The organism is Pseudoclavibacter sp. CFCC 11306 (assembly GCF_008831235.1).
Taxonomy (GTDB): Bacteria; Actinomycetota; Actinomycetes; order Actinomycetales; family Microbacteriaceae; genus Pseudoclavibacter_A.
Genome location: NZ_WBKF01000001.1, coordinates 130,478 through 151,705, shown reverse-complemented (window position 1 = coordinate 151,705; position 21,228 = coordinate 130,478). Strand labels below are relative to the sequence as shown.

The following is a 21,228-nucleotide window of genomic DNA, read 5'->3' as shown; positions in this document are numbered from 1 at the left end:
GTTTGCACGATTGTACCGTGCTGCCGCGCCCCGCTCACACGCCCAGTTCACACGCCCAGCCGACGGTCAGAACCGAGACGGTTGTGCAGAGTCGCGCTCTACCGGGTAGCGTAGATGGTCGTGGACGTACTCAGTGTGAGCTCTCTTAAAGGCGGGGTCGGAAAGACCACCGTCGCCCTCGGTCTTGCCTCAGCGGCCCTGGCGCGCGGAAAGCGCACCCTGGTCGTCGACATCGACCCCCAGACAGATCTGACCACCGGTCTGGCCGTCGACCCCGGGTCGGCGCTGACCGTGGCAGACGTGCTCAAGAACCCGTCGCCCGACGTCGTGCGTCGCGCGATCGTGTCGAGCGCCTGGACAGAAGACCGCACACTGTCAGTCGACGTCATGGTCGGCTCGCCGCGAACCATCGAGTTCGACGTGCCCGCCCCTCGCCCACGCGATCTCTGGAAGCTCGACGAGGCGCTCGCGCTGCTCGAAGACGCCTATGACGTCGTCATCATCGACTGCCCGCCGTCGCTGAACTCGCTCACCCGCAACGCCTGGCTCGCCAGCGACCGAGTGCTGCTCATCGCCGAGCCGAGCCTCTTCGCCGTCTCAGCCGTGGGCCGCGCGCTCAAGGCCATGGAAGAGCTCAGCCTCGATCAACAGGTGCCGGTGAAGCCTCTCGGCGTGTTGGTCAACCGCTTTCGCAAACAGTCGATCGAGCATGAGTTCCGCATCTCAGAGCTCGAACAGCTCTACCCGCGCCAGCTGCTCGACGTGCGTCTGCCCGAGCGGGCCAGCCTGCAGCAGGCTCAGGGCTCAGCGCGGCCGGTGCATTCCTGGCCGAGCGAGTCGGGCAAGAAGATGGCCGCACAGTTCGACCAGGTGTTCGATGTGTTCGAGCAGGCCGTCGACGGTCACCCGCAGGCTCGTGGGCATGCCGGTCGCAAAGCCGCTGCCAAGGCAGCCGAGAAGAAGACTCACTGACCCTCAGCGGTCAGCGCGGGCGGCCACTCCCCTATTTTGAGCTGGCTCTTCTCCGCTGAGGCAGGGACGCGGCGGCTCAGCTAGCTGAGCGGCGGCGATGGCGGCGTTCGGCGAGTTCGTCGACGTGCGTCTCAGTCGCACCGATCGTCACTAGATTGTCTTCGACTTCACGCAGCACCTTGCCGACGGCGATGCCGAACACGCCCTGGCCCCGACTCACCAAGTCGATGACCTCGTCGTTCGAGGTGCAGAGGTACACGCCGCCGCCGTCACTCATCAGAGTGATCTGCGTCATGTCCTGAATGCCCGCATCGCGCAGCTGTTCGACGGCGACGCGAATCTGCTGCAGCGAGATGCCCGTGTCGAGCAGACGCTTCACCAGCTTGAGCGTGAGGATGTCGCGAAAGCCGTACAGACGCTGAGTGCCAGACCCGTGTGCGCCGCGAATCGTGGGCTTCACCAAGCCCGTACGTGCCCAGTAGTCGAGCTGTCGATAGCTGATGCCGGCGGCGTTCGCTGCGACGGCACCACGGTAACCACGGTCTCGGTCGAGCCCGGGAATGCCATCGGTGAACAGCACGTCAGAAAGTTCAGGGTCGTCGACTGACGAAAGCTGCGCATCCGGCATATCTGGGTGCTGTTCATCAGTCATGAACGACTCCTTCGAGGGGGCTGTGACGACCGCAGCTTGTGCGCGATCTGTGAGTCACATTACCAGCCGCACCCCGCTCGAAGACTGAAGACGAGGCTTTCTCGTCGGCGTGTCGAAGTCTCAACGTTCACGTGAGACTTGAATCAGCTGTCGAGCTGTTGAACCGCTCGCTCAAGCAGAGTGCGTTTCAGGTCGACGAGTGCCTCGACCACCTCGGCGGTGACGTTCGCCGCCTGGGCACGAGCCTCTGGCACATCGCGGCGGAAGCCACTGATCGCGCCCTCGACGAGCCCGATCTCACGATCGGTCGAGGCCTTCACGCCTCGCAGATGTCTGGGCTCGATGCCGCGCTCTTTGAGCGAGACCAGCAGGGTCAGCACCTCGCGAGCCTTCTGGTCGAAGCGCGACCCTGTGGGCAGCAGACCGACCGAGACCGCGTCGCGCACCAGCTGTGCGTCGGCGTGTGTGATCTCGATGAGCTCGGCTCGCGAGTACGCCTGCTGGTCGGCCTGGTGGTCGAGTGCGCTGAGCGGATGCGCGATGCCCGGAAGCATCGGGGACTCCCCCGCGTCGATCTCGTCGACATACTGGCGGATGACTTTGAGCGGCAGGTAGTGATCGCGCTGCAGGCTCAGCACCAGGCGCAGACGGTCGACGTCTGCGGGGCCGAACTTGCGGTACCCGGATTCGGTGCGCTGCGGCGAGACCAGACCGCGTTCTTCGAGAAAGCGGAGCTTCGACGGGGTGACGTCGGGAAACTCTGAGACCAGTCGAGTGAGCACCTGGCCGATGCTCAACAGCTTCTGGGCGTCATCGCCTGACTCGGGTGCTGACTGTGCAGCCGCCGAGTGGTCGATGTGCCTGCGTGCAGCCTGCCCCATCAGCCGTTCTCGCCTGTGAGCAGATCGCGACGTGACGGGTAGTAGGTGAGTCGGAACTTGCCGATCTGCACTTCTGCGCCGTCTTCGAGATGCGCACTCTCAATGCGAGTGCCATTGAGGTACGTGCCGTTCAGCGACCCGAGGTCGACGACGTCGTAGCCGACGGCGGCACCGGTGCCTGTGCGACGGAACTCCGCATGACGACGCGACACGGTCACGTCGTCGAGGAAGATGTCGGCGTGCGGGTGACGGCCGACCGTCACCACGTCGGAGTCAAGCAGAAAACGCGACCCGACATTGGGCCCCTGGCGCACGATCAGCAGTGCCGACCCAGCAGGCAGCGAGGCGATGGCCTCGAGCTCTTCGGTGCCGACGCCGATCTGAATCGCCCCAGTCGCAAGCAGCTTCTGCGCGAACGTGCCGGTGAAGGTGAGGGTCTCATCTTCGGTCGAGAGATTCACGACCGGCTGCACTCGCGTGGCCGGCTCTTGGGGATCATTCTCGGGATGCTGCTGCCCCAGATCTTGGTCTGCGCTCATTCATCCCTCCTCTCAACACAATCTGCTGACCACTTTAGTCGATCAATGAAAGGTGTGGGCGCGGCGTGTCGTGCCGATTTACGCACCCTCAGGCATGTGCGTACCGATGCACCCGTGCGCATGTGTATTATGGGTGGGGTTGTCCACGAAATGGATGACGGGCTGTGGCGCAGTTTGGTAGCGCACTTGACTGGGGGTCAAGGGGTCGCAGGTTCAAATCCTGTCAGCCCGACCAAATAGGCCGTATTCAAACCTTCGACATGAAGGACGGATGCGGTGGTTGTTACTGAACAGGCGAGTTGGCCGGATTTTCCGGTCAGCTCGCCTTTTTCGTTGTCTGGGGTGGCGGCGCTCCCCTGCTCTGGGAGATGTCGCGCACGGCTCGTGACTGGGCTGGCATAGACCCAGTCGAGCGGTTTCTCGAAGTGCCCTATAACGGTGAGCGGTTGGTCGTTGTCCTCGGGGAAGATGTAGAGGCGGTCAAAGAAGAGCTGGATCAGCAGGCGTTTCATTTGTTCATCGGCAGCCCGGTAGGCCGCTCCACAGTACTGAGCGAAGTCAAGCGCCTGATGGACGGTGCGCTGCTGTTCGGCCAGGTCCTGTTGCAACGCGCCGATGCGGCGGTCCACTTGCTGAAGTTCATGATCGAGCTTCGTTTGCTCTTGCCTGAGGATGTCGATGGAGATCGCGTCTGCGTAGTGGGCCTCAAGGAGCTTGTGGCGTTTTCGTTCTATAGCTTCGCGGGTACGCGTGTAGTCGTCGAGCTCCTGCTGCTGTGAGCTCTTCAGCTTCAGGAATTGTTCATCTGCAAGCTGCTCGTACCGTGCTCGTGCTTCTGCACTGATCGTGATCTGATCGAATACCTTGCATATCTCTTCTTCGACCTGGTCGATGAGGGTGGCGCGGAAGTTGCAGGTGCGTGAGCGTTTGGCGTGACGGCCCGCACAGAGGAAGTACGGGTAGACGTCCCCGCTCCGAGACGTGGCGTGCGTGACGATGAGGCGTTCGCCGCAGATCCCGCAGAAGACTTGGCTCTTGAGGTAGTGCGGGTGCACCCGTGTTCGTTCGCCGTTGGCGTGGAGTTTGAGGATGACCTGGACTTGGTCGAACACCTCCGGTTTTACAAGCGGTGTGTGCTGCCCGTTGTACAGTGCCCCACGGTACTTGACCTTGCCCATGTAGAACTCGTTGATGAGTACTTTGTGCAGATACTGCGGGGAGATTGGTTTGGAGGGGACACGGGCGGTAGCCACCGTCCTGAGACCACGCGCGGTCAGTTCTTCTGCCATGCCAGCGAGTGTCCAGTTTCCTGTGGCGTACGCTTCGAAGCACCAGTGGATGAGCGAGCTACGCTCGGGGTCAAGGACGACCGCGCGATTCTCCTGCCCGTTCACGACTTCGCGAGCGTTCAGGTAGCCGATCGGCGCACGTCCCACTGCCCCGCCTCCACGCACCTTTTGCGCCATGCCTTTCTTGACCTCGTTGGAGAGGTTCTTCGAATAGAACTCCGCGATAGATGACATAATGCCGTGCACGAGCAGCCCTGAAGGAGACTGGTCGATATTCTCGCTGGTAGATACCAGCCTGATGTTGAGCTCGTCGAGAATGCTGTTGATGTAGACGTCGTCAGCACGATTTCTCGCCAGACGGTCGACCTTATGCACGACAAGGTAGTCAATGGTGTCTCCCTCTTCTTTGAGGTAGGCGATCATCTCCTTGAGCCCGGGCCTGTTGATGCTTGTACCGGACTCCCCTGGGTCGATGAATTCCTTGACGATGAACGCGCCGAGTGACTGTGCCTTCTTCTTGTTTGCGTCTCGTTGAGCGGGAATGGAGAACCCTTCGTCTCGTCCGCCGCGGGTCGCCTGCTCTTTTGTCGAGACGCGCAAGTAGGTCACTGCCCGTTTTGGGGCAAACGCCTGCGCGATCGCCGACATCGGGTCCATGCCCACTTCGGGGCTTCCCTGCGCTCGTGGTGATGTTACGTATGCCATGTCACCATTGACCCTTCTTTCCGGTAAAGAGTCCAGCCCTTTCTGCGCCGGGCCGACGGGGTTTTCCACAGGCTGCCCGCCAGATTGGGGGTGGACGCTGGAGCATTCGGGATGAGCGTCGGAGTGTTCGAGGTGTGTCATGAGGTAGTTCTCCTGTTCTGCCCACCTGTGTTGGTTCTTATGGTGTGTTCTGTCTGGTGTCTATTTGGCGAAGAGGTAGGTCGTGTTGCCTCGGTGGATGACGTCGTAGCCGTCGCGGATGTAGCGCAGGATGATTGGGTAGTTCCAGTTGAGGGCCTGCTCGGGGATGGCCTGCTCGCTGAGGACGTGGGTGATGGCCTGTTTCCAGCCGAGGGCGGTCAGAATTTGATCGGCGATGGCTTGTTCGGATTCGTATGTTCCTTGGTAGGAATCGATGAAGCAGGGTTCGAGTTCGTCTGGATCTGTTGGGAGGTTGTCAAGAGTGAGGAAGGCCTCGAAGGGTTCTCCGTATTTGGCGATGAGACGCTGACAGATTTCTCTGCGGTGTCGTCGACTCGTGTCTGTTTCGCCAGGGTGGTGTCCGGGGGGCTTGTTCAACGTTTGGGTGCATGTCAGGTTGTGATTGGTGGTGTTCATACATGGTGGTGCTCCTGTTCTGCCCACCCGTGAATTGTTGATTATGGTGGTGGCCGCCACCCTCCCTTGTGAGGCGTGCGGGTGGCGGCCGGGGTCACCGTCGAGGATGTGGGGTCAGTCTTCTGCGACGGTGATCGGGTCCCAGAGGCGTCCTCGTCCGAGATCGGCTTGGAGCTGGAAGTGCTCGCCACTTCTCTCTTTCAAGACGCGTTCGTCTCCGAGGTATAACCGTGTCGGCGGGCGGTTTCCCCACGCGGTGAGCAGTTCCAGTAGAGCGGGTCGTTCGTAGAGAGGATCTTCGCGGTAGGTGTCGATGAACTCCTCGACGACGATCACGTGCTCGCGTAGTGCGGTTTCGGCGATGCGCCGTCGTTGTTCATCGAGACTCGGAAACGCGTAGGGCCCATCCGCGTACTCCTGCTCTTCTGGGGTTGCTTCGCCGATGTAGGCGAACCCGTACTGGTAGGTTGTGCCCTCGTAGTACGGGCTGTAAATGGGTTGGTGTTCAGGCATTGCTCACCTCCTTTCAGATGATGCCCACGATTGGGTACGTGGCGCTGTTCAGTTAGTTGTTTCCCTCCGCTGGCTGCGGAGAGCTTGGCCCACCCAAAGGTCGCTCATAGGACGTCCGTTGGGCGGAAGTGGGTAGGTGCGGGGTGGGCCGAAGCCGGTTGGCTCTGGCCCACCCCTTTTGGTGGTGTCACTTGTTGGACGAAAGATGCTCGAGTATGTGGTTTCCGTCGAAGGCATACCAGCCAAAGACAGCTCTCACGATCTTGAATCGTTCCATGAAGCGCCGCAGGGCGTTGTCACTGCCTGTCCAGAAGAGCGTCACTTCAGGCTGTGCCGATACTGAGCCGATCCGGGTAGTGATGCTGAGCTGCCGGTGAAGACCGAGTTGCTGAGCGAGCTTTTCGTAGGTTTCCGCCTGAGTGCAAGCGCTCACCCACAAGGCTTCGGTGTGCATCTCTGGGATGCTTCTGAGGCCTCGCGGTGTCGCGGTTACGGCCAGTAGGTAGGCTGCGTATGCGTCGCCGTGTCTCTCGATATTGTCCAGCAGTATCTTCATCTGATCCGGGTTCTGAATCAGTGCGAGCACCCGTATGAGCGAGTCCTGGGTTGGTCGCAGTTCATCGAGTGGAACGCGTATTATGGTTAGTCCTGACATAGTGTTTTCCCTCCTTTCAGGGTTGTTATGACATTGCCCGGGCCCTCCTCACTGGATGTAAGGAAGGGACACCGGTCTGGGGAGAGTGTGCTGCGCAGTGAGCGCAGACACTATTCAGGGCGCAGGGCCATTTCGGATGAGCGTTTCGAGCCCGTCCATGGTGATCACGCGGAAGAGATAGCTCGGCAGACCATGCTCGTGATCGATGTAGCGTTGGAGCTGTTCCCGGCGTTCAGCGGTGGGGGTAAGCCAGATGACTGCCGGGTAGATCCCGGTGGCGTGTTGTTCTCTTCCAGTGGTCTTGTAAGCGGCGTATTGCCAGCAGGTTCGCATCACCCGTGCGGGGTTCTCCGTTGCCCGATCAGCCTCGAAGAAGTAGTGGTCAGTGAACTGTTGGCTGGTGATCGTGGCGGCCAGGTCAGGGCGCAGGGTGCGTTGCATTCCTGAAGCTGCCGGGTAGGTGCGCCAGCAGTCGGGCTCCCCTTGCAGCTGGGCGATGGTCTGCCCGGTGGTCTGGGTGATCTCGGCCAGTCGGATGCGGATCTCGGTGATAGCGAGCTGGTGTTCGAGGAACGTGGTCGACAAGAGTCCGGGTCGTTGCCGCGCCCGGGTGCCGGTGGTCAGGCGTGCACCGGTCGTGGTCAGCGCCCAGATCGTCACCGACGACCCGCCCTGCCATCCGCCGACTCGTCGTTCGAGGTGCTGGATGATGCCGTGGTTTTCGAGCGAGTGCAGGTGACGGATCGTCTGCCGCACCCCAGTGCGGGCGTTGCGGTACAGGTCGGCTGTGTCACGAGCAAGCTGGGTGGTGGTGGCGAAACGGAACCTAGCTAGCCCACCTGCCAGCCGCCAGTGAATCGGGTGCGACAATGCTGTCGGCCACTGCTGAGGGAGGTTCATGGCTGGACTCCTGTCTGTTCCCGGGGGTCGCGGTGACCCCAGGTTGAGGGGTCAGTCACGGCCACACGATCCGAGCCTGCGGCCAACACTCGGGGCTCCCCCGGGTGCGTGGTCGAGGCGGCACGTCTGCCGACACGTCTCCACCACTGCCTGTATTTATCGCATCTCACTCGTGTACTCATCGTGGGACTCTCCCGATCGGTTCATCTGTGGATGCTTCTGGGCGTGTGCCGTTCGGGGTGATCAGGTCGATGACGGCCTGGTCGGTTTCGACAGCTGACACACCGTAGAGGGTCTGGCTGTGGGCGGCGACCTGGGCGGGATCACTGATCGATGCTGCGGGCGGTGTGGTGGTGATGGTCGTCCACCCGGTGGCGTTCCCGTCTTGCATGAGGGTGGCGTAGGCGTGGTATTTCGGCAACAGCATCAAGTCTTGGGCGTCGAGTCCGGTCATCGTGCGGGCCAGTTCGGTGGCGTCTTTACTGCCGAGTCCGAAATAGACCTTGCTGCGCGTGTTGGCGTCGATCGCTTGGCGCATGTCGCTGCTGAGTTGCGCCAGGTGTTGGTGGGCGAGCGTGAACGCCACCCCGAGTGACCGGGACAGGGCGAGCGCGTCGGTGAGGTCTCCGGGGATTCCTTTGAGGAAGTCTTGGACTTCGTCGATGTAGATCGTCACTGTGTGACGGCGAGGTTTGGGCAGGCGTTGGCGTTCGAGGATCAGCGACCAGAGCTGCCCCATGATGAGACTGCCGAGGAGCCGGGCGGAGTCCGCTCCGAGTAGTCCTTTGTTGAGGTTTACGATCACGATTCGTCGTCTGGTGAACAGGTCGGCCAGGTCGAACCGTGGGTGCGCTTGTCCCAGCACGGCGCGCAGACCGGGCCGCATGGTCAGTTGCCTAACCTTGTTGAATACGGTCTCGAGTTCTTGACCGAGCTGGCGTTCATTCTTCGCCTCATAGCTCTCCCAGAACGCTCCCACCCCGAGCGGGTCATCTATGTTTCGCAGTGCGCGGTGTCGGAACGTCTTGTTCGTCAGCAGTGGCGTCAGCCACAGCAGATTCGCGCCCGGAATACGACCGAGCGTGGTGAACGCGGCGGTGAACACATCGACCGAACGGACGCCGAAACTGGAGGCGAACACGGAGCGAAACGCCGCCAGCAGACTGTCCGCAACCAGTTCAGGTGCACGCGACGAAGCAGCTAACGGGTTCAACCCGACCGGGTGCGTACTCGACGAGTCGATGATCACAACGTCGTCGAGCCGGTGTTCCGGGATATGCGCCAGCACATCGACGGCGAGATCACCTTTCGGGTCCAGCACTAAGACACCACGTCCTGCATGGATATCTGCCCGGATCAAAGACAGCAACAGGGTGGATTTCCCCGAGTTGGTTGGGCCAAGCACATGCAGGTGGGTCAGCGCGTCACGGACCGGTATCCCCACAGGAGTGTTCGTGCCAGGTGCAGCGGTGACCCCGATGACCCGCTCCGTCGCCACCAGGTGGGCTGGTGGCGGCAGAATCCTAGGGTGGAGGCTGCCAAGGACCGGCAGGGGCGGTGCCCCGACGGGCCACCCGAGCAGCGAGACCGCCTCGTGACTCGACACCCGCAGCGGCCACTTCCACGGCCTGGACACCTGTGTGATCTCCCTCGGATTCGCCGGGGTCAGGCGTAGCCGAGTCCCGGCAGTCTCTGCGACTCTGAGCGCCCCGAACACGTCGATGATCAGCTGCCTGACCCGGCCCGGGGTCACGGCGGTGGCCCCGATCCTGACCAGTCCGGCGAATCCATGGGTTGTGCCGCGCTTGCGGTGCACGAGATCACTCGTTCCCGGCCGTCTCGACGCCGGGGCACCGACGAGGAGTTCAAGCCATCCCGGCGGGGCAGGTGCGGCAAGCTCACCAGGGGTCAGGCGTGGTCCGAGCAGCAGTTGGAGGACGACCTGCTCGCCCCGGCCGAGTCTCGTGAACCCGCCGAACAGGGTGCGGGTGATTGCTTGTGCCCGTTCCCCGTTGAGTGTCCCGACCGGGCGCAGCAGTCGCACACGACCCGCCGATACCATCTCGGCCCTGGTGCGACGCGGGGTGAGAACACGCACTGGCAACGCCCCCACATGCCCAACCAAACCCCCGACAGCAGCCGATGTGGTGGCGATCAGCCAACGGACCCCGTCATGGTCGGCACGTACCTCGAGGACCACAGCACCGAGTTCCTCAGCGGTCGCAATCCGCTCCAACACCTCGGCAGCAGCCTCCGGGGTGATGGTGTCCTGCCAGAGCAGCTCACGCCACTCCCACCCCTGCTCACGACGGTTATTCGCTGTGCTCATGATGCCCCACCTCCCTCAGACCCTCCGGGTGCGCCCGGCACGTCCTGTTCAGATTTCTGCCCCTGTTTATGAGGCAGCGGCCCGGTTTCGTCAAGCCTCTGCAAGGCCAGCACCACGAACCAGCGTGCCAACGCCTTCTCGTCGAGTTTCTGCTTCCATACCGGCACTACTCGCAGCCGTTGGGACCGCGCCGTACCGGCCTCGATTTCCCGTTTCCGACCGGCCATCACGCTCGCCTCCGGTATCTCGCAGTCAGAACCTGTTTCTGTACCGCCACCACGCCACCATCGCCGCGACGACCGCTGCGACGGCGAGAGCGGCGACGATCCACATCCAGATCGCGCCGAGCAGACACACGGCGAGATTGAGTGCGATGGCGCACCCGAGCACGAGCAGACAGGCCCGCCAGATGCGTTGTATCACCGGCGGCGTCTCGGCACTCATCACGCCGCCCCATGCTCGGACTCCTCATCAGGTGCCACCGCACCTGGCGCGGGCGTATCAAACAGGGCATCAGAGGGCACCGGATACCCCGGGATGCGCACCGTCTGCTCCGCACTCGTCACCGGTGCCTGATCACCCCACACCCGCCACTCATACTCGCCACCGTCACGGACTATCCACGACGGCGGGAACCGGCGAGCGAACAACTCGATCGCAGGACCAGAACTGGCACGGTGAATGAGGCTGAACTGCTCATCTGGCTTCTCTGAGTTCTCCAGACGTGGCGAATAGATCGACGTCATCACCGACCGGTCATGGAACTCCGCCTTCCCACGAGTCGCGAACAACAACGGCTCGTGATCTGACATGCCATACGCTGTCGGTCGACCAGGTCGCCCCTTCCACCACGGCACTTCCTTACGGAACGTGAACCCGTAGCTTTCGATGATCGCGTGCGCCTCAGGCTGCAGTCCGTTGACCGTCCATAACCACAAATGGGCATCGTCCTCAGCGAGATCGGCGATCGGCATATCTCGAATCTGCTTCAGCCTCATCGACTTGTATATGCTCCGAGGCACCTGTCCCGGCCACGGCGGATCCATCAGGATCGTACGGAACCTCGGCCCCACGTACGCCGACGGTACCGACTGTTGTTGTGTTCGTGTGTTGCGTTTGCTCATAGTTTTCTTTCTCCTCTCACACCTCGGTGACCGGCCCGGCCACTTCTGGGCGCAGACCAGCCACCCCCCGCCACAGCGGGTCACTGATATTGCCCCTGATTACGCACCACCCGGGCAGCAAAAGGAAGAAACCCCCTCCCCGCAACTCACCCCGGTACGACACCGCCCCACCCCTGTTAGGAGGGCGGTTACGGTGCTGCGATAGCCGTCGCAGTATTTCTCACAACACCCCAGCCACCACGTGCACCACCGCTTACCCAGCCGCCTCCCGGATCGCAACTTCCAGACCATCCACGAGGGAGGCCACCATGAACTGCAGACCATTACTGGGCCGGGTGCCATTGACAGCCTCCGCGAGTGGCACATCGATGACTGCCGCCTCCAGTACCCGATAGGCCAGCGGTGAAAGAACGGTTGCAGCGTCGCGTAAACGCGCCCCCGCACGCAGCTGGCCAGCAGGAGAAAGCTCCAACCCTGCACTGGCATGAATCGCACTGCACAAGAAACGCAAACCCAGCTCGGCCGAGGCCGACAGCAGGAACGTGCCCTCAACATGCCGATTGCTCACTGGTAACACTGTGTTCGTCTGCTGAGCTTTCGTGACGGCTGCCTGCAACTCGTGCAATGATGACGGCGCATGGGCTGAGCCCACATACCCGCAGATATCCATGCGTTTGACGACCCGAGGCACGAGCTGCCCCACCCAATGCTGCACCTGACGAACAGCAGCAAAAAACTCACCCCCTTCAACACTCAACGAACCCGTCTCAGCGTTGAGGTACACACCAAGCTGCCTCGGCGTCTGTGTATTCCTTGTCATGACGACACTCCTCATCGATTGGAAAATTGAAATTGCTTCTTCGCGTGCCACAGCAGCTGCAAAACGGCTACCGGTGTTGTTGTCTCTCCATTTGGGCCCGAGCGTCACGAAGCATGCGTGCCTTCCTGAACACACGCTCCAGCTCACGAGCCGAGACCCGAACCGCCTCACGCTCTTCGCGTAGAACACGGCACTGAACCAGCTGCATTCGCCACAGGTGTCGGAACATTGCCGCCCGAGCCTGCAGTCGCCGTGTAGTTGCCCTCACCAGATAGACGGCCACGATGAAGGCCCACCACACGAGCACTGCAAGACCCAGCCAGCTCAGAGCGGTGATGACCCACCACATCAGGCACGTCATTGCTGGTCAGTACTGCTGCATCCGGCGGACGGCCCCGTGCGCGTACCCCTGCAAGATCGGCGCCACAAGTCCAGCGGCCTCAGGGATATCTGCTACACCTGCCTGCGCCATGCGGAACAACGAGACGGTGTTGGTCATCGCCACACTCGCATGAAACGCAGCCGCATTCTCGGTGCTCACCGCCAGATCGGATCGGATAGCCAGCTCCTGCTGCGCCTGATTCGCCTGCTTGGCAAGCGCGCCACCAATTTTCTGGCCGCTCACACTGGTGTACGAATTGTTCCCACCTGACATCGGGATAAGTGCGTTCATGGGGTACCTCCTCGTGTTCTGAATGTTGGTATTCAGTAGACGCTCCCCGACTGGAACAGCCCCGGTTGCTCTCGCGGAAAATTCTGGGCAATATATGGTCATGGTGGGCAAAATCGAAATACCGAGCTACGAGCAGGTTCTCGTGGACCTCAGACTGGTCGTAGCTCATGGCGTCGGCGCGATACGCTCACTCGATCTCCCGGCCATCCATCAGATCGCCACCCTGGCAGACCTGGAGGATGCTCCATGCCGAGAGCCAGCGCCCGTGATCACGGTGCTGCGCAAGGCAATGGCAAACCTCGGCGGAGGCACGCTACAAGAGCAGGCAGAGGCCTTACTGGGAATCGGTCAAGGCACTGCCCTGTGGAGTCTTACCAAGCGCAGAGAAGCTGCCGCCGCACTGGACCTGATCGTTGCGGACACATTCAGGAAAGAGCCAGAGCGGAAACTCGTCGCGTTCCTTGCCGAGAAGATTCTTGAAGTCGCACAGGAAACCACAATGCGACAAGCCCGGCTCGAGATGGAACAGCACCGCCACCCAGCGGACAGCCGCCTCGCAGTGCAATGGGTTGAGCGTTTCGAGGCCTACTACCGCATCTGGACACCGGTCTACGCCTTGGCCGCCAATCTCGAAGCGGCACTCATCGTCGCCAACGCCGCCAACGACAACACCGAACCATCATCATTCGACGTGCTGGGTTCAACTATGACATTCGACGACTACGTCCGGCACGCCCTCCACCGATACGTGCAGTACGCCCTCGAACTCAGACGATTCGTCTCATCCCACGGCGGGCACTGGATCGCCTCAGACGCCGAAACCGAATACGCCATCTCCGACACCATCTACCGCATCGGCTGGCACAACAGCTTCACCTACGATGAAGAATCCTGGCTACGCCGCCAACTCGCTGACAGCCGACACGAGGAAGTCGAACACTTCTGGAACGTCGTACTCGCCACAACCCAGGGGACAATGCTTCGAGACAAATGGCGCGACTACATTTCAGAAGGCATCGGCCGAACCAGCGACTCTGATAAACAAACCAGCCAAGTCTGGCTCACCATCGACGCCTGCCACACCTACTGCGACCTCATCGACAACGACTGGCTCAAGATCGCCGACTGGTACCGCCCAGGCAGCAAACCAGCCCACGCCGTCAACGGCGAAACACTCTTCGACCAACTCGCACAAAGAATCAGCGACCAACGCAACAACGAAAACCTTGACCGGTAAGCTCACGGAGTCGTATCAGTTGCAGCTGCCTAGGTGTCGAAATCGGGCACCCCAGAGCACCAACTTGCGTCGATACCGAGCGAACCGAGCGCCGGCAGTCGGCCGAGCGTCCGTAGATCATGTGTGCTGACGTCGACGGGATCTGCCCATTCGATGTCAGCAACGGCTCTTGCCGACGGTTCGAGAGTCGTCCATAAGGTGGGCGTAACCGACGTCAGATTGTGGAGTGTCAGACCAGCCGCGACGATCACGTTCGGGTTGTGAGAACGGCGCCACCCAGTCTTGGTACGCCAGTGTCCGTCGGCATTGAGGTCGATATGGTCCGTGACACTGGCGGGCGGCAGAGCGCTCAGGCCGTAGAGCGCCTCTGAGATGTCGTAGTTGCGCGTCGGGAAATCCGTGTTGCTGAAAATTGCCGTGACCAAGGGGTACGGAAGGCTGGTCCCGTACCTGCTTGACTTTGCGTCGAGAACTCGACGAAGACCAGTCTTGTTGTCCACCCCCTTGGCCCGACCGTCGCCACGTATTCCGATCAGCGGCGATTTGCGGGACGTTCCTCTTGCGGTTGGCAATGCCTCGAAGGCTAAATACCAGCCTTCGTCCTCGAATTCGTATGTCGGGCGGTGAGCGCCGGGTCGAAATTCATCGCGTTGCAATGCCAAATCATCGGCATTGAGCCGGTCGATCCATCGGAGGAGTTGGTCTCGAAGTTTGGCAGCCCTGATCGGCTTTGAGCCGACTTGATGGTGCTCGAAGTTCAAGGTCACGCCGGTCACCCGGACGCGATCGAGCACAGCCTCGACATCGCGCAGCCGTCGCTCGGTGGCAACTCGCTCGGGCCGACGACCGACGGCAACCGCCTCGAGGTAGTACGACGTCGCGCCGTGCACCAGGAAGTCGGGGTGCCGGGAGGTGCCAGTGACGTCAGGATGAAACTCCACGTGGTCAGCAGACCCGGATGCCACTTTATAGAGATACAGCTCCCACAGGGCACTATAGAACTTGTCGTCTCCGCTCGAAAGGTTGCCCACGATGCCCCCGCGGGCCTCAGCTGGAACATCACTGACCCAGGCTTCGAGCAGATCACGTACAGGCTCGAAGTATAGCAATCCGGTGCGATCCAGAAAGTTGAACATCGTTTCGTTCGCCCTTCTGGGCGACCCGTCAGTCCGGGCGCTGCTCGAGAAGATCGTCATAAGTACACGTTATCAACCGACCGACCCGCACGCTGCGGGGTCACCAGCACGACTGATCGGCAGGGTTGTTGAAGCAGCCACTTGATCACGCACATGTTCTGAGGCTCACGAGAGATCTCACCCTCCCTTATCTGCGAGATCACAGGGAATTGGTGTGCATCGGACGTCGTCGCCGATCTCCTCGCTTCGGGTGCGAGAAGTGGAGCTAAGCTGCGCCCTCCGGCATTCCTGAGGTTGGCAACATCACACATCAGTTCTCGAAACGACGTATAGGCGTTCTTCAGTACTCAACGTGACGGTCGGCAAGCGTCCAACAAGGCTGAGCACTCACCTGATACATCACGTTGGGTTCGCAGCCGTGCTCGTTCCGCTCACGGCGATCAGCTTGACCAGCTCACTCGTCGGGCAGGCACCAGCGAATCGCGTCCTGAGTACTATCCCGTGAATCACTCTCATCATCGGTGTATTTTCGTTTGAAAGGCTCGCCGACCCGCGGCGGCTTGCGCCGATTGCACTCACCACCTGAAACCGCCGTCGACCGGACACTTTAAGTGCATTGTTTGCCAGCCCTGCCGATGCAGTGCTCCCGACTTCGAACACGAACAATGGCACATCGTTGTAGTCAGCGGCTGTCCAAGACAGGTCTACTGCCGCAGTTCTTCCGATGACGTGTTCGCAGGTGTCCGAATACCCGAGGGCATGACCGAGATGATCGAGCGCGTCGATGATTGATCGGCCTGGTTCGAGTGTGTGCTTCATCAGTTTCGGATAGCGCGTTGATCGGTCATCGACGGACTACTCGTCTCGGCCGTCAAACCATCGAATGGGAACACTGGAGTATCCACTAACGCGTTGCTCCAGGAGTCCTGCGCGATGGCGCAAGAACGTCTCTGGGTCCGCCAACGATTCCAGCAACGGTCCGCCCGGTAGCAGTTGCGTTTCAAGGGTAACTTCAGGGACAGTACTCAGGAAGCGGCCGCGATCCTTCCGCATCTGACGCGCCGACTGGCGCGTCATCAGGACCATCCCAAGGACACGTAGGTGAAGGTTCCCTTCGCCACGTGGAAAGAGACTGACAACGACTGCCTCTTCCGCGGGGCTAGTGATTACTTCGCCGGTTAGCAAATCACGGGGTTCTTCTGCCGCCAGAAGTGAAGTAAACGCTGACCAGAGGGCTGACTGTTGCCGGCGAGTTGCACTCTGAAGCAGTCGACGATCGATCGCGAAGGAAGCTGACGACCAGTCCGGGCTCTCCTTAGACAGTAGCCGAGCGTCCAACGCTATTCGGGTACTCGACCCGACTCCGTAGTCCATGCCTAGGGATCGAGCCCAGAACCAGGTGGCGAGCTCAGCGTCATCTTCGAGTGAATCCGACCCCAGACGCATCGCCCGATCAGCGAGCGGAAGCAGTAGACCGCGGTATGGCATCCAGGAAGGCGCAGGGATACCAATGCTACGGAGCTTCAAGATCGCGGCCTCACTCGCTTCCACTGCCGCATCCCACGAGCTACGAATGTCTCGCGCTTTGAGGCTCAGGAGTGCAGGCTGGCGCACGTCGCCCTCTAGATTGAGCGAGATTGTCTGGATAACAGGAAGCCCATCGTCTGCAAACCAATGCGCAATCGGCTCACTCTCGCGACGTGCTGTTTCCCACCTATCGCGCAGATTCCATTCAGGATCGTACACCCGTGCGACGAGGAGATCGAACGTATTTAGCCGCAGTCCCGTCAAGTTGATTCGTTCGAAAATCCGAGCGACGGCCGCCGGTGGCAGGTCGTTGTCGAGCAGTACGGCCGGGAACGCATATGTATTCAACCGGCCAAGGTGAGATCGGTAGACATCAGCCAAGAGCCTGCCGACTTCTGCGCGTTCTTTCTCCGGCGTCGCTTCGATCACGCGGTCGCGCCAGGCGAAGAAATCTGACGCAGTTCGGAGCTCATGAAGCGGCACCAAGCGCTCTCGACTTTGGCGTTCAAGCGGGTAGTCGCGTCTCCACTCCCCGCGCGGGACAAGCTCGATGAGTTCCTCGATCGCATCGGCGCTCCCGTCAGAGTTAACCAAGTCTTGCGCGCGAAGGATGAAAGCAACATCTCCGCGACCCCGGATCGCGTGAAATAACGCAGTGAGACGCTGCTGGCCGTCGAGAACGACATACCGCACATCGTTTGCGAGATCTGGACCGTCCTCAAACTTACGAACTTCAAAAAACTTCGGTGCTCCACTCATCAGCAGAATACTCCCTGCTGGCCAATCAGAGAGCAAAGTCGCAAGCAAGCTGACGACGTCCGAGGACGACCAGTCGAAGTCACGCTGAAATGCTGGGAGTACCGCCGTGCCTTCCTCCACTGAGTTGAGCAAGTCCTCAAGGCGGATCTGCTTCGCATCGACAGCTAGTGCACTCATCGTCTAGACCTCATCCATTCTTCTCATGTCGTCCAGGTCCTCCTTGTACGCTGTGAAGAAGTTCGTGGGATACTCCTCCGGACTCTGGTTATACACGAACGCAACACGATCACGAAGTTCGTCCGAATCTCCGGGAGCAGCGAGGGTCACAATCGTCGTTCGATCGATTGTGACAACCTCATAGCCGAGGTCGAGATCGTGCTCGACAACTCTAAGTTTGCTTCCTCTGTGTAGCTGCTCAGAGCCCTGTTTTACATCGCGCCAAAGTCGCGCAGCTCGTGCAACTACGCCGGCGATTTCCTCAGCTAATCTGTCGGCAGGGATCCCGCGCAACTCGGCTTCTCGCCCGAGCTGGGCTCCACCGTTCACTGGCACTGCGACGGTCACCGACAGCGGCCTCTCACGTGCGACGTCTCGAATAACGTATGCATTTCTGTCGAGCCAATCTCCGTTGTAGGTAAGTACGGTGATGTCATTCGCAGACTCCAGCAAATGTTGCCAATCCAACTTCGAACGAGGAGACACATCCTGTAATCCCGACTTTGCGATGCTCGATCCTAGCCGGAGATAGTGCAGGAGATCCTTGCTGTGTTCGCGACGAACAAGAAACTCCCAGATCAACGAAACGACCGCCAACCCGAAGAGCACTCCCAACACGTTGGTTGCCGCCGCATATAGCCATGGCCAAAGACCATCGCGGAAAACTTCTAGGAGGATAAGTGCCAGGAGCGTTAGAGCACCACCGAGAACTACGATACTGAGGACACTCCTGCGCGTCGCTTTGAAGGCTTTATCCAAGAGAGACCCCCCGCTCGTTTCCAATGAGCACTTTGTCGAGACTTATTCCACTCATCGCTCTGCCCCATGCCAAGATTGGATCAGACCTCCGCCAACGCTCCTCTTTGCCCAAGTGTACAGGAGTGGCTTCGATCACGCTCCGCACCATTTCCGCGATGAAGTACACTAGATCGAGATCAGCGGGGACAAGCTTGGCACGGATCGCAACGTAAGAAAGGTTCGCCATCACTTCTTGAATCGCTGGGTTTTCAACGTTTTCCCCGATGGCCAGATGTGCTCCATATTCAATGATGATAAGGGCAACCGCGTGATAGACGTCATCTTCTCTGCCGAGCTCCTGGACCAAGTCGGTCAGCCATTCGGCATTGTCAGGTGACTCCCCAAAGACCGTTGGCCTCAGACCGTACGCAAAGCCGAGCGCTGCGAGCGGATGACGTCGCACCGCTTGCACGAGAAAGGCAGCGTCCCCTGCGGACGGCTCTAAGGCCATCTCCTCTGTGGTGCACACCACCCAGCCTGTGGTGTCGCGAGTGATCGCACCACCGGTGAGGAAAGCGTCGCGAGCCTTCTGCAGCTCGTCAGTGTCGACGTCGGCGGGCACGGTTAAGCCGAACATGTAGACATTCTCTCACATACATCTGGCATCCTCGGTGAGACTGCATCTTAAGGTGCTCCTCGGGCCACAGTGGCTCGCCGCAGGGGCTATCTCTCAAATGGAAGCACATAGGGTTCTCGCGTGCGAGTCGACAGAAGACGAGAGCATAAATCATGATTTATCCGTCCGTTTAGCCACTTGATCGAACGCAGCGTCGAGCAACCAGGCAGTGATGGTCTTCACGGTCTCGTTGCTATACTACTGTTCGCGTAGTCATTCGATGCTTAGTCTTGCATTAGGAGTTCGTTTCAGATGAGTTCAGTCTTGTAGACTCTTTTAACGATCTTGCGATGAGTCCGACTTCATCGGTATCGAACACTCGCTCTGCCCTACTCAGATCCATGGTACGTCGCTTCGTACCGGTTATTCCTGCTCGTCGGATGGCTCGATGAACTGTGGAGAGGCTCACACCGTACGCTTTGGCGATGTCGGCGGCACTCTGTCCTGTAGATGTGTCCTTGAGGTGTTCGCTTATCCTGTTCACATCAGCTGGCTGGACGTAGTGTCCTCTGACGTGGGAGGTCCTTCCGTAGGCTGGAGTAGCGGTGATTTGCAGCTCTGACATGGTTCCCGTGATGGTGGCGATGCTGGTGTTGAGGCTGCGGGCGAGTTCCTTGATGGTCTTGGCGCCCTCGGTGGAGATGTGCACGTGGTTGATGATCTGTTCCTGCTCGTCAGTGGTGAGTGCTGTCGCACCGTGTGCAACGCCTTGGGATCGTATGCGGGTTCCGGTGAGGCCGAGCTCTTTCATAGCAGTTCTGATGAGTGTTGGGCCGAACCCGCTCGATCGGGAGAACTCTCGAATCGTGCTGAGCATCTGACGGGTGTTCGACTGGGTTTGCGGAAGGTGCTGCTTTAGGTGCTCGATCTGGTCTGGTGAGAAGTAGTAGCCTTCCCGGCCGTGACGGCGACGCATCTTGACGAGCGGAATGTCGAGGTCTTGGCAGGCTTGCTTCAGTACTTGTGTGCTGTGGCCGAGTATGGTGGCAAGTTCGCTGAGGTGTTGGTAGCCGGGTGGGGCGGCCGGCAGTGGTGTCTGGAGTTCGTGGAGTCGTTGGATGATGGCCATGTCCTGACGGGTGAAGTGCACGTCGAACTCTTGGATGTCCGCATCGGAGATTCCTGCTCTGCGGAGTGTGTTGCCGGCGGTCTTGACTGAGCGGCGTAGATGGTAGAGGTCGTGCAAGCGTTCGCTGGTACCGACGAAGTCCATGATGGTGACCTGCTGTTTTCCTGCTGTTTTGCGCAGTCCCCGGCCAAGCTGTTGCTCAAATATGGTACGGCTCGCGGTGGAGCGCAGAAAGACGATCAGGCTTGCCTCGGGAATGTCAACGCCCTCGTTGAACATATCAACGGTCACGACAGCGGGGATCCGCCCGTTGCGGAACCCGGAGATGATCTCGCGTTGCCGGGCTCGTGGGAGCCCTGAGTGCAGCACCCGAGCGTGCGGGAGATACGCACCGAAGTGCTCTGCCGCAGCAATACTTCGAGTAAACACGATTGTTCGGGGCTTTCCAGGCATGGCTCGTTCGGTATCCATGATCAGGGTGGCGATCTGGTCATTGCGGGTATGGGAGAACAGTGCGTGATTCAGTGAGCTCACGGATAAGAAGTCTTGTCCGATGATGTCGTTGATGACTTCATCGCGGTAAAGCCGGTAGTCCGGAGACATCAGCCAGCCCGCTGCGATAGCGTCTGCCAGGGACATGGAAAAGATGGTAGGCCCGAAGGTCTCGGCGAGGTCAGCCTGGTCTCGGCGGAAGGGCGTTGCAGTGATCCCGAGCAGGAACGCGGGGCTGAAGTGCCGGATCACTCGATTGAAGTGTGGTGCTGCGCTGTGATGAGACTCGTCGACCACGATGTAGTCGTAGTGCGAGGCGTTGAGCTGTTTGAGCCGGTTCACCATGGACTGCAAGGTCGCGAAGGTCAGGCGGGGGCTCTTCCATCGACGCTGGTCCTGCCCGCCGAGCCCTGAGTAGTTGATTCCCGGTAGCAAGGTGCTGAGTTCTGATCTGGCCTGTGCCAGGAGTTCCCGCTGATGAGCGAGGAAGAGGATATGAGGCGGCGGGTCCCCCGCCCTACGACGCTCTTCAATGAATTGTGCGATATCTCCGGCCGCAACGATGGTCTTCCCGAGCCCCGTCGCCATGTGCACCAGCCCTGACCGCTGCCCCTGGTCGCGTACGTTACGCAACCGCTGCCATGCCTCGACTTGGTATGGGCGTGCTTCGATACCGGGGAGAGGAATCTTGAGGCGCGGCGCTTCCAT

General features: G+C 60.3%; 21 protein-coding genes and 1 tRNA gene. 3 read left to right on the top strand and 19 right to left on the bottom strand.

The features are described from left to right. Positions 1-120: 120 nt before the first annotated feature. Positions 121-972 carry a ParA family protein gene (locus tag F8O09_RS00660; protein ID WP_158031632.1) on the top strand — a complete coding sequence of 284 codons (852 nt, stop codon included), beginning with the start codon at positions 121-123 and terminating at the stop codon, positions 970-972. 76 nt (positions 973-1,048) lie between these two features. Here the strand turns inward: F8O09_RS00660 and F8O09_RS00655 are convergent, their stop codons facing one another. The 3 genes from F8O09_RS00655 to F8O09_RS00645 all read right to left on the bottom strand — a co-directional run bounded on the left by F8O09_RS00655 (position 1,049) and on the right by F8O09_RS00645 (position 3,044). Continuing rightward, on the bottom strand, positions 1,049-1,600 hold the full coding sequence (locus F8O09_RS00655) for a MerR family transcriptional regulator (protein WP_158031866.1): 552 nt from the start codon (positions 1,598-1,600) through the stop codon (positions 1,049-1,051). Positions 1,601-1,767: 167 nt separating this feature from the next. After that, a complete protein-coding gene (locus F8O09_RS00650) occupies positions 1,768-2,505 on the bottom strand; it encodes a MerR family transcriptional regulator (protein ID WP_158053606.1) in 738 nt (245 codons plus the stop codon). Beyond that, complete coding sequence (locus F8O09_RS00645) at positions 2,505-3,044, bottom strand: FHA domain-containing protein (protein WP_158031634.1); 540 nt, start codon at positions 3,042-3,044, stop codon at positions 2,505-2,507. Before F8O09_RS00645 ends, F8O09_RS00650 begins: the two co-directional genes overlap by 1 nt. 158 nt (positions 3,045-3,202) lie before the next feature. Here F8O09_RS00645 and F8O09_RS00640 point away from each other — a divergent pair. Next, positions 3,203-3,279: transfer RNA gene (locus F8O09_RS00640), tRNA-Pro, on the top strand. Here the strand turns inward: F8O09_RS00640 and F8O09_RS00635 are convergent. The 10 genes from F8O09_RS00635 to F8O09_RS00590 form a co-directional block, all read right to left on the bottom strand. Continuing rightward, positions 3,242-5,179 (bottom strand): recombinase family protein, encoded by a 1,938-nt coding sequence (locus tag F8O09_RS00635; protein WP_158053605.1) that lies wholly within the window; start codon positions 5,177-5,179, stop codon positions 3,242-3,244. The genes F8O09_RS00640 and F8O09_RS00635 overlap by 38 nt on opposite strands. Before the next feature lie 60 nt (positions 5,180-5,239). Next, positions 5,240-5,656, bottom strand: coding sequence for a hypothetical protein (locus F8O09_RS00630; RefSeq protein WP_158053604.1), 417 nt, complete (start codon positions 5,654-5,656; stop codon positions 5,240-5,242). A 114-nt stretch (positions 5,657-5,770) separates the two neighbouring features. Further along, entirely contained in the window at positions 5,771-6,169 is a 399-nt protein-coding gene (locus F8O09_RS00625) for a hypothetical protein (protein ID WP_158053603.1), read from the bottom strand. A gap of 187 nt (positions 6,170-6,356) precedes the next feature. Beyond that, positions 6,357-6,824 carry a hypothetical protein gene (locus F8O09_RS00620; RefSeq protein ID WP_158053602.1) on the bottom strand — a complete coding sequence of 156 codons (468 nt, stop codon included), beginning with the start codon at positions 6,822-6,824 and terminating at the stop codon, positions 6,357-6,359. Positions 6,825-6,938: 114 nt separating this feature from the next. Then, complete coding sequence (locus tag F8O09_RS00615) at positions 6,939-7,724, bottom strand: replication-relaxation family protein (RefSeq protein WP_158053601.1); 786 nt, start codon at positions 7,722-7,724, stop codon at positions 6,939-6,941. Between the two features lie 178 nt (positions 7,725-7,902). Continuing rightward, complete coding sequence (locus F8O09_RS00610; RefSeq protein ID WP_158053600.1) at positions 7,903-10,053, bottom strand: type IV secretory system conjugative DNA transfer family protein; 2,151 nt, start codon at positions 10,051-10,053, stop codon at positions 7,903-7,905. Positions 10,054-10,305: 252 nt separating this feature from the next. Next, a complete protein-coding gene (locus tag F8O09_RS00605; protein WP_158053599.1) occupies positions 10,306-10,497 on the bottom strand; it encodes a hypothetical protein in 192 nt (63 codons plus the stop codon). Further along, a complete protein-coding gene (locus F8O09_RS00600; protein ID WP_158053598.1) occupies positions 10,497-11,177 on the bottom strand; it encodes an MT-A70 family methyltransferase in 681 nt (226 codons plus the stop codon). The genes F8O09_RS00605 and F8O09_RS00600 overlap by 1 nt, the downstream gene beginning before the upstream one ends. A gap of 253 nt (positions 11,178-11,430) precedes the next feature. After that, positions 11,431-11,997, bottom strand: coding sequence for a hypothetical protein (locus F8O09_RS00595; protein WP_158053597.1), 567 nt, complete (start codon positions 11,995-11,997; stop codon positions 11,431-11,433). Positions 11,998-12,364: 367 nt separating this feature from the next. Beyond that, on the bottom strand, positions 12,365-12,670 hold the full coding sequence (locus F8O09_RS00590) for a hypothetical protein (protein ID WP_158053596.1): 306 nt from the start codon (positions 12,668-12,670) through the stop codon (positions 12,365-12,367). A gap of 100 nt (positions 12,671-12,770) precedes the next feature. On the opposite strand from F8O09_RS00590, the gene F8O09_RS00585 reads away from it, so the two are divergent. Next, positions 12,771-13,907 carry a hypothetical protein gene (locus F8O09_RS00585; protein ID WP_158053595.1) on the top strand — a complete coding sequence of 379 codons (1,137 nt, stop codon included), beginning with the start codon at positions 12,771-12,773 and terminating at the stop codon, positions 13,905-13,907. 29 nt (positions 13,908-13,936) lie between these two features. Here F8O09_RS00585 and F8O09_RS00580 read toward each other — a convergent pair whose 3' ends face one another. The 6 genes from F8O09_RS00580 to F8O09_RS00555 all read right to left on the bottom strand — a co-directional run bounded on the left by F8O09_RS00580 (position 13,937) and on the right by F8O09_RS00555 (position 21,228). Further along, on the bottom strand, positions 13,937-15,103 hold the full coding sequence (locus tag F8O09_RS00580) for a hypothetical protein (protein WP_158053594.1): 1,167 nt from the start codon (positions 15,101-15,103) through the stop codon (positions 13,937-13,939). Between the two features lie 339 nt (positions 15,104-15,442). Further along, positions 15,443-15,862 (bottom strand): hypothetical protein, encoded by a 420-nt coding sequence (locus tag F8O09_RS00575; protein ID WP_158053593.1) that lies wholly within the window; start codon positions 15,860-15,862, stop codon positions 15,443-15,445. Between the two features lie 36 nt (positions 15,863-15,898). Beyond that, a complete protein-coding gene (locus tag F8O09_RS00570) occupies positions 15,899-17,506 on the bottom strand; it encodes a DUF262 domain-containing protein (protein WP_158053592.1) in 1,608 nt (535 codons plus the stop codon). Between the two features lie 3 nt (positions 17,507-17,509). After that, complete coding sequence (locus F8O09_RS00565; RefSeq protein WP_158053591.1) at positions 17,510-18,304, bottom strand: hypothetical protein; 795 nt, start codon at positions 18,302-18,304, stop codon at positions 17,510-17,512. Further along, entirely contained in the window at positions 18,297-18,920 is a 624-nt protein-coding gene (locus F8O09_RS00560; protein WP_158053590.1) for a hypothetical protein, read from the bottom strand. Before F8O09_RS00560 ends, F8O09_RS00565 begins: the two co-directional genes overlap by 8 nt. 274 nt (positions 18,921-19,194) lie before the next feature. After that, a complete protein-coding gene (locus F8O09_RS00555; RefSeq protein WP_158053589.1) occupies positions 19,195-21,228 on the bottom strand; it encodes a DEAD/DEAH box helicase in 2,034 nt (677 codons plus the stop codon).

What these genes read in the sequence shown, in the direction of transcription:
- F8O09_RS00560 (WP_158053590.1), bottom strand. Translation starts at nt 18,920, where the DNA reads ATGTTCGGCTTAACCGTGCCCGCCGACGTCGACACTGACGAGCTGCAG.
- F8O09_RS00650 (WP_158053606.1), bottom strand. Translation starts at nt 2,505, where the DNA reads ATGGGGCAGGCTGCACGCAGGCACATCGACCACTCGGCGGCTGCACAG.
- F8O09_RS00620 (WP_158053602.1), bottom strand. Translation starts at nt 6,824, where the DNA reads ATGTCAGGACTAACCATAATACGCGTTCCACTCGATGAACTGCGACCA.
- F8O09_RS00555 (WP_158053589.1), bottom strand. Translation starts at nt 21,228, where the DNA reads ATGGAAGCGCCGCGCCTCAAGATTCCTCTCCCCGGTATCGAAGCACGC.
- F8O09_RS00615 (WP_158053601.1), bottom strand. Translation starts at nt 7,724, where the DNA reads ATGAACCTCCCTCAGCAGTGGCCGACAGCATTGTCGCACCCGATTCAC.
- F8O09_RS00630 (WP_158053604.1), bottom strand. Translation starts at nt 5,656, where the DNA reads ATGAACACCACCAATCACAACCTGACATGCACCCAAACGTTGAACAAG.
- F8O09_RS00600 (WP_158053598.1), bottom strand. Translation starts at nt 11,177, where the DNA reads ATGAGCAAACGCAACACACGAACACAACAACAGTCGGTACCGTCGGCG.
- F8O09_RS00625 (WP_158053603.1), bottom strand. Translation starts at nt 6,169, where the DNA reads ATGCCTGAACACCAACCCATTTACAGCCCGTACTACGAGGGCACAACC.
- F8O09_RS00570 (WP_158053592.1), bottom strand. Translation starts at nt 17,506, where the DNA reads ATGAGTGCACTAGCTGTCGATGCGAAGCAGATCCGCCTTGAGGACTTG.
- F8O09_RS00595 (WP_158053597.1), bottom strand. Translation starts at nt 11,997, where the DNA reads ATGACAAGGAATACACAGACGCCGAGGCAGCTTGGTGTGTACCTCAAC.
- F8O09_RS00575 (WP_158053593.1), bottom strand. Translation starts at nt 15,862, where the DNA reads ATGAAGCACACACTCGAACCAGGCCGATCAATCATCGACGCGCTCGAT.
- F8O09_RS00610 (WP_158053600.1), bottom strand. Translation starts at nt 10,053, where the DNA reads ATGAGCACAGCGAATAACCGTCGTGAGCAGGGGTGGGAGTGGCGTGAG.
- F8O09_RS00590 (WP_158053596.1), bottom strand. Translation starts at nt 12,670, where the DNA reads ATGAACGCACTTATCCCGATGTCAGGTGGGAACAATTCGTACACCAGT.
- F8O09_RS00585 (WP_158053595.1), top strand. Translation starts at nt 12,771, where the DNA reads ATGGTGGGCAAAATCGAAATACCGAGCTACGAGCAGGTTCTCGTGGAC.
- F8O09_RS00635 (WP_158053605.1), bottom strand. Translation starts at nt 5,179, where the DNA reads ATGACACACCTCGAACACTCCGACGCTCATCCCGAATGCTCCAGCGTC.
- F8O09_RS00580 (WP_158053594.1), bottom strand. Translation starts at nt 15,103, where the DNA reads ATGACGATCTTCTCGAGCAGCGCCCGGACTGACGGGTCGCCCAGAAGG.
- F8O09_RS00645 (WP_158031634.1), bottom strand. Translation starts at nt 3,044, where the DNA reads ATGAGCGCAGACCAAGATCTGGGGCAGCAGCATCCCGAGAATGATCCC.
- F8O09_RS00605 (WP_158053599.1), bottom strand. Translation starts at nt 10,497, where the DNA reads ATGAGTGCCGAGACGCCGCCGGTGATACAACGCATCTGGCGGGCCTGT.
- F8O09_RS00655 (WP_158031866.1), bottom strand. Translation starts at nt 1,600, where the DNA reads ATGCCGGATGCGCAGCTTTCGTCAGTCGACGACCCTGAACTTTCTGAC.